Annotated in this window: 14 protein-coding genes; 8 read left to right on the top strand and 6 right to left on the bottom strand. The window is 61.3% G+C overall.

Annotation, left to right across the window (positions count from 1 at the left end; all coding sequences use genetic code 11):
• Nucleotides 1–20: 20 nt before the first annotated feature.
• Entirely contained in the window at nucleotides 21–1265 is a 1245-nt protein-coding gene (locus HX807_RS26240) for an EAL domain-containing protein (protein WP_003209575.1), read from the top strand.
• Here the strand turns inward: HX807_RS26240 and HX807_RS26235 are convergent.
• Together HX807_RS26235 and HX807_RS26230 are read right to left on the bottom strand one after the other, a co-directional pair.
• Nucleotides 1234–1887 carry a response regulator transcription factor gene (locus HX807_RS26235; RefSeq protein WP_003209573.1) on the bottom strand — a complete coding sequence of 218 codons (654 nt, stop codon included), beginning with the start codon at nucleotides 1885–1887 and terminating at the stop codon, nucleotides 1234–1236. The two genes, HX807_RS26240 and HX807_RS26235, sit on opposite strands and share 32 nt — an antisense overlap.
• Before the next feature lie 150 nt (nucleotides 1888–2037).
• Nucleotides 2038–2238 (bottom strand): hypothetical protein, encoded by a 201-nt coding sequence (locus HX807_RS26230; protein ID WP_003209572.1) that lies wholly within the window; start codon nucleotides 2236–2238, stop codon nucleotides 2038–2040.
• A gap of 302 nt (nucleotides 2239–2540) precedes the next feature.
• Between HX807_RS26230 and HX807_RS26225 the strand changes: the two genes are divergently transcribed.
• Nucleotides 2541–2825 (top strand): DUF3509 domain-containing protein, encoded by a 285-nt coding sequence (locus HX807_RS26225; RefSeq protein WP_003209570.1) that lies wholly within the window; start codon nucleotides 2541–2543, stop codon nucleotides 2823–2825.
• A gap of 171 nt (nucleotides 2826–2996) precedes the next feature.
• Here the strand turns inward: HX807_RS26225 and HX807_RS26220 are convergent, their stop codons facing one another.
• A complete protein-coding gene (locus HX807_RS26220; RefSeq protein ID WP_003209569.1) occupies nucleotides 2997–3875 on the bottom strand; it encodes a TIGR02285 family protein in 879 nt (292 codons plus the stop codon).
• Nucleotides 3875–5074, bottom strand: coding sequence for a CaiB/BaiF CoA-transferase family protein (locus HX807_RS26215; RefSeq protein ID WP_177051553.1), 1200 nt, complete (start codon nucleotides 5072–5074; stop codon nucleotides 3875–3877). The genes HX807_RS26220 and HX807_RS26215 overlap by 1 nt, the downstream gene beginning before the upstream one ends.
• Nucleotides 5075–5219: 145 nt before the next feature.
• On the opposite strand from HX807_RS26215, the gene HX807_RS26210 reads away from it, so the two are divergent.
• The 6 genes from HX807_RS26210 (at nucleotide 5220) to HX807_RS26185 (ending at nucleotide 10512) form a co-directional block, all read left to right on the top strand.
• Nucleotides 5220–5762: a YaeQ family protein gene (locus tag HX807_RS26210; RefSeq protein ID WP_003209567.1), complete on the top strand. Its 543-nt coding sequence runs from the start codon at nucleotides 5220–5222 to the stop codon at nucleotides 5760–5762.
• A 186-nt stretch (nucleotides 5763–5948) separates the two neighbouring features.
• Nucleotides 5949–7658, top strand: coding sequence for a single-stranded-DNA-specific exonuclease RecJ (gene recJ / locus HX807_RS26205; RefSeq protein WP_008438230.1), 1710 nt, complete (start codon nucleotides 5949–5951; stop codon nucleotides 7656–7658).
• Between the two features lie 151 nt (nucleotides 7659–7809).
• Nucleotides 7810–8916 carry an NADH:flavin oxidoreductase/NADH oxidase gene (locus HX807_RS26200; protein WP_003209564.1) on the top strand — a complete coding sequence of 369 codons (1107 nt, stop codon included), beginning with the start codon at nucleotides 7810–7812 and terminating at the stop codon, nucleotides 8914–8916.
• Nucleotides 8917–9108: 192 nt separating this feature from the next.
• Nucleotides 9109–9609 (top strand): ATP-binding protein, encoded by a 501-nt coding sequence (locus tag HX807_RS26195; protein WP_177051551.1) that lies wholly within the window; start codon nucleotides 9109–9111, stop codon nucleotides 9607–9609.
• On the top strand, nucleotides 9593–10129 hold the full coding sequence (locus tag HX807_RS26190) for a GNAT family N-acetyltransferase (RefSeq protein ID WP_177020423.1): 537 nt from the start codon (nucleotides 9593–9595) through the stop codon (nucleotides 10127–10129). The genes HX807_RS26195 and HX807_RS26190 overlap by 17 nt, the downstream gene beginning before the upstream one ends.
• 197 nt (nucleotides 10130–10326) lie before the next feature.
• Nucleotides 10327–10512 carry a hypothetical protein gene (locus HX807_RS26185; RefSeq protein WP_003209560.1) on the top strand — a complete coding sequence of 62 codons (186 nt, stop codon included), beginning with the start codon at nucleotides 10327–10329 and terminating at the stop codon, nucleotides 10510–10512.
• A 45-nt stretch (nucleotides 10513–10557) separates the two neighbouring features.
• Here the strand turns inward: HX807_RS26185 and HX807_RS26180 are convergent, their stop codons facing one another.
• Nucleotides 10558–12183 carry a glucan biosynthesis protein D gene (locus HX807_RS26180; RefSeq protein WP_102368202.1) on the bottom strand — a complete coding sequence of 542 codons (1626 nt, stop codon included), beginning with the start codon at nucleotides 12181–12183 and terminating at the stop codon, nucleotides 10558–10560.
• Between the two features lie 361 nt (nucleotides 12184–12544).
• Nucleotides 12545–14407, bottom strand: a complete 1863-nt coding sequence (locus tag HX807_RS26175) for an NAD(P)/FAD-dependent oxidoreductase (RefSeq protein ID WP_177051549.1) — start codon at nucleotides 14405–14407, stop codon at nucleotides 12545–12547.
• Between the last annotated feature and the right edge of the window lie 67 nt (nucleotides 14408–14474).

Genomic DNA, 14474 nt, shown 5'->3' with positions numbered 1-14474 from the left:
TCTCCCCGGTAACGTTTTTCATGCGCTCCCTCAACGTCCTGATCCTCGAAGATAACCCGTTCCAACTGATGGCCCTGCATCAGATGCTCAACGCCAACGGCGTATTCAATGTACGCACGGCCGAAACGGTCGACGCCGCTCGCCAGTCACTGGAGAGCAAGGGCGCGGTGGACATCGCGATTTGCGATCTGTACCTGGAGCAGGGTGATGGCCTTGAGCTGATTCGGGAAATGGCCGAGCGCCGCCAGGCTCAGGTGTTGATCCTGCTGAGCAACGCCGAGCCGGATGTGCTGGAAGGCGTGGCGCACATGGCCCGACAGTTGGGGCTCAACGTGCTCGGCTGCCTGCCCAAACCGGCGTCGGCAACGCTGATCGGGAAAGTCCTCGAGGCGTGCCGGGAACGCTTGCGGCCCGGGCCGCCGGTGGTGTCCTGGGAGCGGGTGCGCCAGTTGCTGGACTTGAGTGAGTCCGAGCAGTTGCCGCCTTCGGCGGATCTGAGCCAGGTCGCTATCGCCCGCTGCGGCACGGTCTGGTATCAGCCCATTGTCAGCCAGGCGGGCGCGTTGCAAGGTGTCGAAGCGCTGGCCCGCTGGCAGCTTCCTGACGGCGAGTTGCTGTTGCCTGACGCGTTTCTGCCGGTGCTGGAGTTTGCCGGAATGGAAGAGGCGTTTACCTGGCACGTGCTGGAACAAGCGCTGGGCCAGGCGGCACACGTCATGCGCGAAACCGGGCAGGTGCTGCCGGTGGCGGTGAATATCCCGGGGCGGATGCTGGAGCGTCCGCACTTTCCCCAAGTGCTGCAAGGCTTGCTGCAACTTCACGGCGTGCCCGCCCGTGGCCTGACCCTGGAACTGGTGGAAACCTCGCGCCTGAACACCGACAGCGCCCACGTCACCGGCTTGCTGCGTTTGCGGATGATGGGGTGCAAGCTGTCCATCGGTGATTTCGGCGTGGGCGGCACCAGCCTGCAACGCTTGCTGGAATTGCCCTTCAGCGAATTGAAGATCCCGCCGGCGTTTGCCAGCGGCATGGCCAGGGACGATCGCAAGGCGGCAGTGGTTGCTGGCGCCATGAGCATGGCGAGGCGACTGGGTGTGGGTGTGGTGGTGACCGGGGTTGAAAGCGCCGCCGACTATCACGCGGTAAGTGAACTGGGGGCTGCGTGGTTGCAAGGCTGCTTTATCGCCGGCCCCATGGACGCCGAGGCGCTGAAGCAGTGGATCGCGTTTCAGGCTAGGCCAGCCCGTGTTCCTGCACATAGATAAACAGCGCGGCGTCGTTGCTCAGGCCCAGCTTGCGCATGGCGCTGACCTTTTGTGCACTGACGGTTTGCTTGCTGCGATGAAGATTCGCGGCGATCTCGCCTACCGTCAGGCCGCCGGCCAGCAGGCGGATGACTTCCAGTTCACGGGGTGATAGTTGATCCTGGGAGTGCACACGCTCGACGCCTGCCAGGTTCAGTGACTGACTGATGGTCTGGGCCACATAACGTCGCTGCTGGCGCACCTGACGGATTGCTTCAGGCAATTCGTCTGCGAGACTGGCCTTGCTCAGCAGGCCCATGACACCCAACTCCAGGATGGCGTGGAACAGGCCGGCGTTGTTCAGCATGGTCACCACCACGATGGGCAGGCCCGGGTGATGCCGGCGCAGTTGTTCGATCAGGCGCAAGCCGTCGGCCTGGGGCTCGGCGGGCATCATGAAGTCGGTCACCAGAATGTCGCAGGCACAACGTTGCAGCAGTTCGCCAAGGGCCTGGGGTGAGTTGGCTTCACCGACGATGGTTAGCCTCTCGTCACGTTCCAGGACCGCCCGCAGACCGATGAGGAAAATCGGGTGGTCGTCGGCGAGGACGATGCGCAATGGCTTGTCAGACGTTTCGTTCAATACAGGCTCCCGGGGTAATTCGGGGATTCTAGCCTGTTAACGCAGGAGAGGCTCTGAAGGTGGGTTCTACAAAGGCGTAAAAAACGCCGCGTCCCCGTCCGTGGGGCAGCGGCGTTTTTCGTTTCTGGCAGGCCCGGCCGGAGCGATCGTTTAGGCGAGTAGTTTTTGCGCCACTGCCATTACGGTTCCGACAGCCGTGAAGAAGCCGATGGCGATACCAACGGGATACCAGAAATTCTCTCGGGTTATCTTGTGGGACTCTGCGTTTAGCTTGCGTTGCTCGGCATAAATTCTGGATATGTCGGCGTGAATCTTCTCTAGTATTGCCTGCTCTTTTTCGTGTTCCAGCATGGTCTTCGTCCTTCGCAACGGGGCCTCTTGGTATGCGCTGTTTATCGATGTGCCGGCATGATCAGCACTCACCGAGTATAGGATTCACCCTCGGCATCAGCGCCAAAACGGCAACTCATTGAGTAAGCAGTTATGTGCTGCCGTTTTTTGCTTGTCATGTTGCAAGCGCATGCTGGACACGTCATCCCCCGGCAACCCTTGAAAGACGAAAAAGCGAACTTTCCTACGACGCAAATAGTCACTTAGGATAGATGCAGCTCCCGTTTACACGATTGTTTCCGAACTATTGAGTGGTGATCGAGATGGAAAGTATCAGCCTATTGCTCGGTGAAGCACTGAGCCCTTATCAGGTCACGCTGACCACCTCGGGTGTGCAGGGCGAATGCCTGGTGACCGTAAAGAATCCGGCCGGTGCCATCGTGGTCGAACGAGAAGTCGACCAGGCACAATTGACCGACAAGCGTGCATTGGTGGATGTGGTGGACTGTTTGCACCGCGACTTGATGATTGCCGAAGGACGCCTGGAACCCTCGGTCATGGCGGCCCTGCGCAATGCGGCCCTGACTCGGCCGATCGCCTGCGCATGAAGATTTATTTTTGTTGGGAACCTTCCTACGGCAAGGTGAGTCAGATTTTGTAACAGCGAGATCAAGCATTGTGCTCCGGTGCTTGTGGCTCGTTGTTACTGGTCTTTTTAGGCCCTTATTAACCCCGAGTTGTCTCCCCACTGCTCGGGGTTTCTTTTTGCCTGCGATTTGTCATGGGCTCGGGGCATCCTGGAAAAACGTCGGGTGGTCTTGCAGGTATTGCTCACGCATGACCGGGTCGAGCCATGAGGCGTAGGACTGTCGCAGTTGCTCCTGCGGGATCTCGCGCAGCACCTGATTGATCCGCTCGATAGCCGTGCGGCCTGAGGCGTTATCCGTGCAGGCAATCCGGGTCAGTTGATAGGGCGGGGTGCCTTTGATGGGGTAGAAGATCAGCTCTTGTGGATCAATGCCTTGTTGCAGCGCCTGGTAGCGCACTTCTGTCCAGTAACCCAGCACCGCTTCCAGCCGCCCCTTTCGTTGCATCTGCAGCAGGCTGCCGAGGGCGTCATTGCCGTAATGCGGCGCCAGTTTGTGAGCACTGGTGTGCTTCAGCGCTTCATCGATGATGGCGCCGTAGCTGCGTTCGGCGATGATGCCAAGGCGCGCATCCCGTGCATTCAAAAATGCCTCCAGGTCGAACCGTCCATCCACCACAAACGGCGCCAGCAGCGCCCGCTGACCCTGGCGGATCGTCACCCCGTTGCTCACGGCCGCGAAGGCCTGGGCGGAAAACACGATGGTTTTAGCGCGCTCCGCCGTCCACAGCAGGGACGGGTCGCAGGTAAGCGTGCCGGGGTCGCGGAGCATCTGCATGCCGCGCGCGCGGTTCACGTGGAGGATCTGATGTCGATACTCCGGCATGTGTTCGGCGAGTATCGGCAGCAGTTGGTCGAGGGCGCCCTGGCCTTTTTGCGGGCCTTCGAAAATCGTCACTGGCGGCAGGTCACGCAACAGCCAGATCAAGGTTTCCTGGGCCTGGCTCGACAGTGGCCAAGTCCCGAGCAGTGAACCCAGGAGGCAGAGTCGAATGATGAAGCGCCGGCCCATCAGATCGCGCCGTTCTCACGCAGGCGAGTAACGGCGGCCGTATCGTAGCCCAATTCAGCGAGCACCACGCTGTTGTGCTCGCCCAACTGCGGTCCGACCCATTCACAACTGCCCGGTGTGTCCGACAGTTTGGGCACGATGCCGGGCATCTTGAAGTCCTTGCCGCCCGGGAGCTGCGCCTTGAGGAACATCTCGCGGGCGAGAAATTGCGGGTCTCCCAGCATGTCTTGCGCGCTGTAGATACGGCTGGCGGGCACTTCGGCCTTGTTCAGCTGTTCCACCACTTGCTCAAGCGGCAGCGAGTTGACCCAGCGATCAATCACCCCGTACAACTCATCGCGCCGGCTGTCGCGGCCATCGTTGCTGGCCAGTGCCGGGTCGTTGGCCAGGTCGTCGCGACCAATGGCCGACATGAAGCGCTTGAAGATCGCGTCGCCATTGGCGCCGATCTGCACATGCTTGCCATCTTTGCTGGTGTGGATCGAGGAGGGCGTGATGCCGGGCATGATGTTGCCGGTGCGCTCGCGGATAAAGCCGAACACGTCGAACTCCGGGATCATGCTCTCCATCATCGCGAAGATCGCCTCATACAGCGCCACATCCACCACCTGGCCGAGCCCGCCATTCACTTCACGATGACGCAGGGCCATCAGCGCCCCGATCACGGCCCACAACGCCGCGATCGAGTCCCCGATGGAAATCCCGGTGCGCACCGGCGGGCGGTCCTCGAAACCGGTGATGTAACGCAGGCCCCCCATGGATTCGCCCACCGCGCCAAACCCTGGCTGGTCCTTCATCGGCCCGGTCTGGCCAAAGCCCGAGAGGCGCACCATCACCAGTTTCGGGTTCAGGGCGTGCAAGGTTTCCCAGCTCAGGCCGAGCTTTTCCAGCACGCCAGGGCGAAAGTTCTCAATCAAAATGTCGGCATCCGCCAACAGTTGCTTGAGGATCGCCAGGCCGTCCGGGTGTTTCAGGTTCAGGGTCAGGGATTTCTTGTTGCGCGCCTGCACAAACCACCACAGCGAGGTGCCTTCATACAGCTTGCGCCACTTGCGCAGCGGGTCGCCGCCATCCGGGGATTCGACCTTGATCACCTCGGCGCCGAACTCGGCGCAGATGCGCGACGCAAACGGGCCGGCGATCAAGGTGCCGAGTTCGATGACTTTCAGGCCGGCAAGTGGTTTGGCGGTAAACGACATGAGGAACCTTTCGGGCAGGGCAGGGATGTGAGCCTTTTAACATAGGCGAGTGGCGCAGTGATAAGGATGATGCAGCGCAGGATTCGTTGAATCACCTCGCCATCGGTTAGACTTGCCGCCTTTCCCTGTCTCTAGAAGTCCGTTCATGGCCCAGCCGTCCACGACCTACAAGTTTGAACTCAACCTCACCGACCTTGACCGTTCGGTGTACGAGAGCGTCAAGCAGACCATCGCCCGCCACCCTTCGGAAACCGAAGAGCGCATGACCGTGCGTTTGCTGGCCTACGCGCTTTTCTACAACGAGCAGCTGTCTTTCGGTCGTGGCCTGTCAGATGTAGACGAGCCGGCGCTGTGGGAAAAAAGCCTGGATGATCGCGTCCTGCACTGGATCGAAGTCGGCCAGCCGGACGCGGACCGCCTGACCTGGTGTTCCCGCCGTACCGAACGCACGACCTTGCTGGCCTACGGCAGCTTGCGCGTCTGGGAAGGCAAAGTGGTGCCGGTGGCGAAGAACCTGAAAAACGTGAGCATCGCCGCCGTACCCCAGGAAATCCTGGAAGTGCTGGCCAAGGACATGCCCCGGGTGATCAAGTGGGACGTGATGATCAGCGAAGGCACGATCTTCGTGACCGATGACCGTGGGCAGCACGAAGTCCAGCTGGAATGGCTGGCTGGCGAGCGCGGCTGAAACGTCGATAACTGATTGGACGCTGGTCGAGTGTGGGAGCTGTCGAGCTTCAGCGAGGCTGCGATGCAGGCGCTGCGGTCTGACAGGTACACCGAGGTGATCCCATCGCAGCCTCGCTGGGGCTCGACAGCTCCTACAAGGGATCACCGCTAATTTTCAACATTAAAGAGAAGCTTCCGTCACCCCATGCGTATCGATCCTCGCCCGTTGCCCGCCGTCCTGCCATTCCTCGGTGAATTGCCACCGTTGTTGACCCGTCTCTACGCCGCACGCGGGGTGCAATCGGAAGCCGAGCTGGATAAAAGCCTGGCGCGGCTGATCCCGTATCAGCAGCTCAAGGGCATCGATGCCGCGGTGGACTTGCTGGTGACGGCCCTGGAGCAGCGCCAGCGGATCCTGATCGTGGGTGACTTCGACGCCGACGGCGCCACCGCCAGCACCGTGGGTACCCTGGGCCTGCGCTTGTTGGGCGCCGCCCATGTCGACTACCTGGTGCCCAACCGTTTCGAATACGGCTACGGCCTGACCCCGGAAATCGTCGCCGTGGCCCTGCAGCGCCAGCCACAGCTGCTGATCACCGTGGACAACGGTATCTCCAGCGTCGAAGGCGTGGCGGCCGCGAAAGCGGCGGGGCTCAAGGTGCTGGTTACCGACCACCACTTGCCGGGCGACGAACTGCCCGCAGCCGACGCCATCGTCAACCCGAACCAGCCGGGCTGTGAATTCCCCAGCAAGGCCCTGGCCGGTGTGGGCGTGATCTTCTACGTGCTGATGGCCCTGCGTGCGCGCTTGCGCAGCTTGGGTTGGTACGAGAACAAGCCGCAGCCGAATATCGGCGAACTGCTGGATCTGGTGGCCCTGGGCAGCGTGGCCGACGTGGTCCCGCTGGACGCCAACAATCGCATCCTGGTCTACCAGGGCCTGGAACGCATTCGCGCCGGTCGTGCCCGGCCGGGGATCAAGGCGATCCTCGAAGTAGCCAAGCGCGATCACGCCCGCATCACCTCCACCGACCTTGGTTTTATCCTCGGCCCGCGCCTGAACGCCGCCGGGCGCCTGGATGACATGAGCCTGGGTATCGAGTGCCTGCTCACCTCGGATTTCGCCGCCGCCCGGGAAATGGCCGCGCAACTGGACGGCATGAACCAGGACCGCAAGTCCATCGAACAAGGCATGCAGCGCGAGGCCCTGGCCCAGCTCAAGGACTTGCCGGTGGAGTCGATGCCGTATGGCTTGTGCCTGTTCGACCCGGAATGGCACCAGGGCGTGATCGGCATCCTTGCCTCGCGCATGAAAGAGCGTTACTTCCGCCCGACCATCGCCTTTGCCGACGCCGGTGACGGCCTGCTCAAGGGCTCCGGACGCTCCGTGCCGGGTTTTCATATTCGTGACGCGCTGGCCGTGGTGGCCAGCCAGCATCCGACGCTGATCGCCAAGTACGGCGGCCACGCCATGGCGGCGGGTCTTACCTTGCCCGAGGCCAACTTCCCACTGTTCGCCGAGGCCTTTGACGCCGAAGTGCGTCGGCAACTGCGCGAAGAAGACCTGACGGGCCGGCTGCTGTCCGACGGCACCCTGGCGGTTGAAGAGTTTCACCTGGAACTGGCCCGCGCCCTGCGCAACGCCGGGCCGTGGGGCCAGCATTTCCCAGAGCCGTTGTTTCACGGGGTGTTCCAACTGGTGGAGCAGCGCGTCGTCGGCGAGCGCCATCTGAAGGTGGTGCTCAAGAGCGAGTGTGGATCGGTGAAGCTCGATGGCATTGCTTTCGGCATCGACCGCGAGATCTGGCCCAACCCCACCATTCGCTGGGTGGAACTGGCCTACAAGCTCGACGTGAACGAGTTCCGTGGTCAGGAAACCGTGCAACTGATGATCGCGCATATCGAGCCGCGCTGAACCCTGTGCAATCCTCTGTTGTCGACTAGTCTCTAAGCACTGTGTGATCGGTCTTGTGACCTTGTCTTATTTCAGCCCGCCGGGGACGGGATTTTCGTCGACCTTTCAAACAGAACCCTGGAGCCTGCCCACTGCATAAAAGAGGTGCCCCATGAGTCTGCTGCTTGAACCCTATACCCTGCGCCAACTGACCCTGCTCAACCGCATCGCCGTGTCACCAATGTGCCAGTATTCCAGCGTCGATGGCCTGGCCAATGACTGGCACCTGGTGCACCTCGGCAGCCGTGCCGTCGGTGGCGCCGGGCTGATCTTTACCGAAGCCACCGCCGTGACTGCCGATGGCCGCATCACCGCCCAGGACCTGGGCCTGTGGAACGACGAACAGATCGAACCGCTGCAACGCATCACGCGCTTTATCAATGCCCAGGGCGCGGTGGCGGGCATTCAACTGGCCCACGCCGGGCGCAAAGCCAGCACGCACCGGCCATGGATCGGCAAGCACGGCAGCGTCAAGCCGGAAGATGGCGGCTGGGTGCCGGTGGGCCCCTCGCCGATTGCCTTCGATCCGCAGCACACTTCACCCAAGCAACTCGATGAAGGGCAGATCCAGCAAGTGATCGCTGACTTCGTCGCTGCCGCCAAGCGCGCGTTGACTGCCGGTTTCAAAGTGGCGGAAATCCATGCCGCCCATGGCTACCTGTTGCATCAATTTCTTTCGCCCCTGAGCAACCAGCGCCAGGACCAGTACGGCGGCTCGTTCGAAAACCGCATCCGCCTGGTGCTGCAAGTGACCACGGCGGTGCGTGAGGCCTGGCCGCAAGAGCTGCCGCTGTTTGTACGGGTCTCGGCCACCGATTGGGTCGAGGACGGCTGGAACCCGGATGAAACCGTCGAACTGGCGCGCCGCCTGAAAGACCTGGGCGTCGACCTGATCGACGTCTCCTCGGGTGGCACCGCGGCCAATGCGGAAATTCCTACCGGGCCCGGCTACCAGACCCGCTTTGCCGAGCGTGTGCGCAAAGAGTCGGGAATCGCCACCGGCACCGTGGGCATGATTACCGAGCCCGCCCAGGCCGAGCACATCTTGCGTACCTGTCAGGCCGATATCATTTTCCTCGCCCGTGAACTGTTGCGTGACCCGTACTGGCCACTGCATGCCGACGATGACCTGGGCGGGCGCAAAGCGACCTGGCCGGCGCAGTATCAGCGGGCTACGCATCGCGACCAGCCGATTCATGAGTCGGACTTGCGGGATTAACCTTGCGTAGGAAAACGCCTGAAGCTAATGTCGAAACTATGACTCTATTACTGAACGCCTCGATTATTCCCACCCTCCAGGAGAGGGTGGGCTGACGCGTGCTGGAAAAGCATGAAAAACCCGCCCTTGAACCGGCGGGTTTTTTATTGCCCGCCGATCACCGGCCAAGCCCTGCGACACAAGGAGAAGCTCATGTTGCACCTGATCTGCGGCAAAATCGCATCCGGTAAATCGACCCTGACCCAGCAGTTGTCGCAAGCCCCACAGACGGTATTGATCAGCGAGGATGAGTGGCTGTCACGCCTTTATCCCGGACAGATCCAGGCTCTGGGCGACTACGTGCGCTGCACCGGCCACCTGCGCGATGCGTTGACGGCCCATATCATCTCGTTGCTCAAGGCCGGCGTCTCGGTGGTGCTGGATTTTCCCGCCAACACCCTGGCCAGCCGCCGCTGGATGCGCTCATTGTTCGAAGGCGCAGGCGCTGACCATCAATTGCACTACCTGGATGTGCCGGACGAGGTCTGCAAGGCACGCCTGCGTGCGCGCAACGCGGCGGGTACCCACGCGTTCGAAACCAGTGACGCCCAGTTCGACTTGATCACCGGCTATTTCGAAGCACCGACACCTGCGGAAGGCTTCAACCTTGTTCACCATCAACCCTTGGAAGCACAGCATGTTGATCAAGCGTGACCTGACCGAACAGGACCTGCCGTTGCTGGCGCTGATTGACCGTACCGAACGGATCGAGGCGTGCTATCGCGTGGAGCACGGGGAGTTGCTGCTGTACCCCGAGCACCACGACATGCGCGGCTGGCCCGAAGGCGAAGCCGAGCAGGATGCCGTGGCCTTGCAGGCGTGCCTGAAGCGCGGCGGGTGGCTGCACGGTGTGTTTGACGATGCAAAGCTGCTGGCGGCCGTGGTAGTGGACAACCGGGTTATCCTCAACCAGGGCCTGCGTATGCGCCAGCTCAAATTCCTGCATGTGAGCCATGGGGCCCGTGGCCTGGGCCTGGGTGGCCAGCTGTTTGCCCTGGCCTGTGAACACGCCCGCGCAGCCGGGGCCGAGGCGTTGTACGTATCGGCCACGGAATCGCGCAATACGGTGGAGTTCTATCTGCGGCTCGGCTGCCGGTTGCTCAAGCAGCCGGATCCCGAGCTGTTTCAACAGGAGCCGCACGACATCCACCTGTACCGGCCGCTTGTGGGATAACGCTGTAGGTCATTGCCCTGCAAGCGTTTTTTTAAGTGATTACTCTAAAAAAGTCCCACGCCCTGCAAGATAGTTTCTACGCTTAAGGTAAGCATGATTTCTGGCCCAGGAAATCAGCTTGTTGATCCTCGCAGGTCGCATCGCGGGATGGGGTTATGGGCAACCAGGAGCAGTTGATTGATACGAGGAGACAGTCCATGGCCAAGTCTTATGGTGTAGCGGGGGTGTTGTCGTCTTTTCTGGCCCGCAGGATGTCGCTGCGCAGCCGGCGCCTGAGTTCGGACGAAGAGCAATTGCTGGAACAGTACCGCGCCCTGACCGAGAGTGATCAGGTGGCGATGCGGTACTTGATCGGGGCGATGAAGAGTATTTCGCGGTTCTGAAGATCCCGAAGGGGCGTTCCCACGCGAGCGTGGGAACGTTCGGTATCAGGTGTACTTGCGCTTGTCTGGTGCAGGTGGGAAGTATTGGTACAGCCAGGTTTCGCTCAAAGTGCGGTCCTGGGTGCGGATGAACAGCCGCAGTTCAACCGGCTCGACGCTGTCGCTGGTCGGGTACCAGTCAAACAGAATTCGATAGCCCTTGATGGCATCCAGTACCAACACGCTGAAGTCTTTGACCTCACCATGGGAGCAGGTCACCACCGGCTCGATCCCGGTGCCTTCAGGCAAACGATCCAGCCCGCCGCCGTTGAAGTCCACGGCAAAGCGCCGCGCCCAGACTTCGGGGTAGTGCTCGCCCGGCGCCCAACCTTCGGTGAAACCGCCCATGCCCGAACGGGTGGCATTGACCTGCGCCAGTGGCGTGCTGACCGGCGGCAGGGCGCTCCAGTAGAGCTTGTAGCCGTAGTTCAGGGATTCGCCGGCAGCGACGGGCTTCTTCGGGGTCCAGAAGGCCACGATGTTGTCCAGGGTCTCGCCGGTTGTAGGAATTTCCAGCAGATCGATAGAGCCTTCGCCCCACGCGGTTGTAGGTTCTACCCACAGGCTTGGGCGTTTGCTGTACCAGTCCACCGTGTCCTGATAGCTGGCGAACTCATGATCGGTCTGCACCAGGCCGAAGCCTTTCGGGTCGGTGTCGGCAAACGCGTTGAATTGCAGGGTAGCCGGGTTGTTCAGCGGGCGGCAGATCCACTCGCCATTGCCGCGCCACATGGCCAGGCGATCCGAGTCGTGGATTTGCGGGTGAATGGTGTCGCACATCCGCCGCTCAACGGTGCCGCAGCTGAACATGCTGGTCATCGGTGCGATGCCCAGTTGCTCGATGGCGGTACGCGCATTGATATGGGCGTCGATGGCCATTACCACCTGGTTGGCCTGGCAGTCGATATCGAAGCGATAGGCACCAGTGGCGCTCGGCGAATCCAGCAGTGCGTAGACCACGAAGCGGGTGCTGTCCTTGTCCGGGGTTTCGAACCAGAACTTGGTGAAGTCCGGGAATTCCTCGCGCTTTTTCGCGTAGGTGTCGATGGCCAGGCCGCGTGCGGAAAGGCCGTACTGGCCGGTGGAATCCACCGCACGGAAGTAGCTGGCGCCGAGGAAGGACAGCACGTCGTGGCGGTCCAGTTCCGGGGCCTTGAACAGCTTGAAGCCGGAGAAACCCAGGTCGCCGGTCAACTGCTTGGTGTCTACCGTGGTTTTTTCATAGTTGAACAGCGAAGGGCGGAAGTGCACCTCGCGGGCCTGGCGGGTTTTCGGGTCGACGCTGTACATGCGCACCGGCGTCTTGAAGCCCATGCCGACGTGGAAGAACTGCACGTCCAGTTGGCCGTTCAATTCTTTCCACAGCGAATGCTTGCCGTCGTAGCCGATGGCGTTGAAATTCTGCGGGGTCATGGTCGCCAGGGTCGGCGGCAATACCTGCTTGGTGTCCTGGTAGCGATTGCTTGCCAACTGCTTGGCCTGGATCTTCAGGGCCTCGAAATCGAAGGCCTGGGCCTCGCCATCAGCGGCGCGGTTGCCCGCCCAGGCCTGGGCGGCCAGCAGGCCACTGGCCGACAGACCGGTGTAAGCCGCGATGGCCATGGACGCTTTGAGCAAATTCCTGCGGTGCATAAATACAACCTGTCGTGAACAATCCCGCGCCGTTCCTGGCACGTGCTGGATCAAGGAAAACGGTTCGGACATGCCTTCGGCCAAACGCAACGGACATTAAACAGATACCAAATAGCTTAAGCGGTTCGGTGCGCAAGGAAAAATGATTGATGGCGGGTTGATGGCGCTGCATATGAAACAAGACGTTTCTGTGGAAACCGTGTGGTGAGGGAGCTTGTTCCCGTTGGCGCGCGAAGCGACCCCAGCACAGGCGATCGAGATCCTTCAGGGATATCTCGATCGCCTGGTTTGGGGCTGCTGCGCACCCCAGCGGGAGCAAGCTCCCTCGCCACAATAATCTCTTCCTTCAGGAATGCCGGGATCAGCCCACTTCGCCTACCGCTCGATATGCCTCATCAATCGCCGCATGGGCATACGCGCTCCACGCGGCATCCGAGTTGGCGATGCTCACATGTCCCACCGGCTGGCGCGCCATGTCCTTCAGTTTTTCGCTTTCATCGGCATCGTCAAACAAGCTGTTGGAGAAGGTCGCATAGCCGTGTGACCAACGGTTGACAGTGATCGCCAGAATGTCGGTCTGGTGGTTGAAACCGCCCGGGCCGAGCATGCGCTGCAGTTGGTCGCGCAGTTGCGCTTCCAGTTGTTCAAACGTCTGCCCGTACAACTTGCCCCGCCCGGCGCGGGCCTGGTCGCGGCCGTTCATGCCGCTGTTGGGGCTGGTGGGCACATAGACCATGTGCAAACCAATCGGCTGCGTCGGGTCGCGCGGGTGCTCGTAGCCGCCCATGCTCACCGGGTAATCCAGCTTGATCCGGCTGTAAGGCTGGGTCGCTGCATAAATCTCGTGCACCCCCAGCTTCTGGAACGAGGTCCAGTTGCGCACCACCACTTTGGTGTAGACCAGCGGGTACTTCACGTTCTGGCTCAGGGCCTGGGCTTGTTCTGCCGGCAGGTCCCGCAGCAGGTACGGGATCATCATGTTGTAGCAGGCCAGGATGCAGCGTTTGCCGCGTACCTGTGCGAGTTGGCCGCCACGGCTGTAGCCGATGTGCACACCGTCACCGACGTTACGCACACTGACCGCAGTGCTGTTCAAACGCACCCGCACCGGCGTCCTGGGCTGATCAAGCCTGGCGTAGTCAAACGGCGCCAGCACGATGTCATCCATGGTGTGCCCCGGTGCCACTGCCGGAATCAGGCTGCGCACCAGCAAGCGTGCCAGCGAGGCGTTGCCGTCGGGGAAGTGGTAGATGTAGGGTTCTTCCATTTCTGCAGCGGCTTCTTCGCTGATCGGTGCCAGGTTCATTCCGCCGAAGCCAGGGAAACCCACGCTATAGGCATCAGCCGACGCCACCGCGTCGATACTCAAGGCCATGAAGTCGTTGGTGCGGCTTTGGAAGTACTTCACCGCGCCTTCCGAGAGTCCTACGTTCTTGAGCAGGAAATCGCGGTAGCTGGTGGTCGCGAGGTACTCGGTCTTTTCCTCGGCAGTCTTGCCCGGCAGGTAATCCTTGGGCGCGACGTGCAAGGCAATCAGCGCCTGACGGTCGGTTTCCGGCAGCGGGAAATCATTGATGAAGTCGCTGATGGAGCGCGCATGCAACTGGTCCGGGGCGATGTCGTCGGCGACCATCGGCGTCGGGTCGCCGGTCACCAGTTTGTCTTCGCCAAAGTTTTCCTTGTCGAAGAACACCCCGCGGGACAAACCCAGGCCCGGGTAGAACTGGCGGTCGAAGGCGGTCTCGAAGCGCTTGATGTTTACCCCGAGTTTTTTCAACAGCCCGTTTACTTCCTTGCTGTAAAGATGATTCGGTGACTGGAACGCTTCGCTGCCGCCGTAGCCGATGATCAGCCGGCCACCGGCCTGGAACTCATTGCGCTTGGCATGGCCGCCGAAGTCGTCGTGGTTCTCCAGGATCAGGATCTTCGCCTTCGGGTGCTTCTCACGGTAGAACCACGCCGCCGACAAACCGCTCAAGCCACCGCCGACCACCACCAGGTCGTAGTCTTCGGTGATCGGCAGTTTATCGGTGTCGAAGGCCTTCTTTTCCCAGCCCATCTGGTGGGCAACTTCGAATGAGCCGACATGGCTGCCGCGCAAGCCGGTGAGGGCGGGCGGGTAGTAGCGGCCATCGGGAGCGGCCTGGAGGATTTGCAGCGGGGTCATACCGGCGGCAATCGTGATAGCGACGCCGTTGAGGAAGTCGCGGCGGGTGATGTCCATGGGAACCTGCGAATTATTTATTGTTATGAGATCCCTGCAGGAGCCGGCTGTTGTGGCGAGGGAGCTT

The organism is Pseudomonas sp. D8002 (assembly GCF_013385695.1).
Lineage (GTDB): Bacteria > Pseudomonadota > Gammaproteobacteria > Pseudomonadales > Pseudomonadaceae > Aquipseudomonas.
Note: the sequence above shows the minus strand (reverse complement) of the source record. Positions and strands in the feature narration are given on the sequence as shown.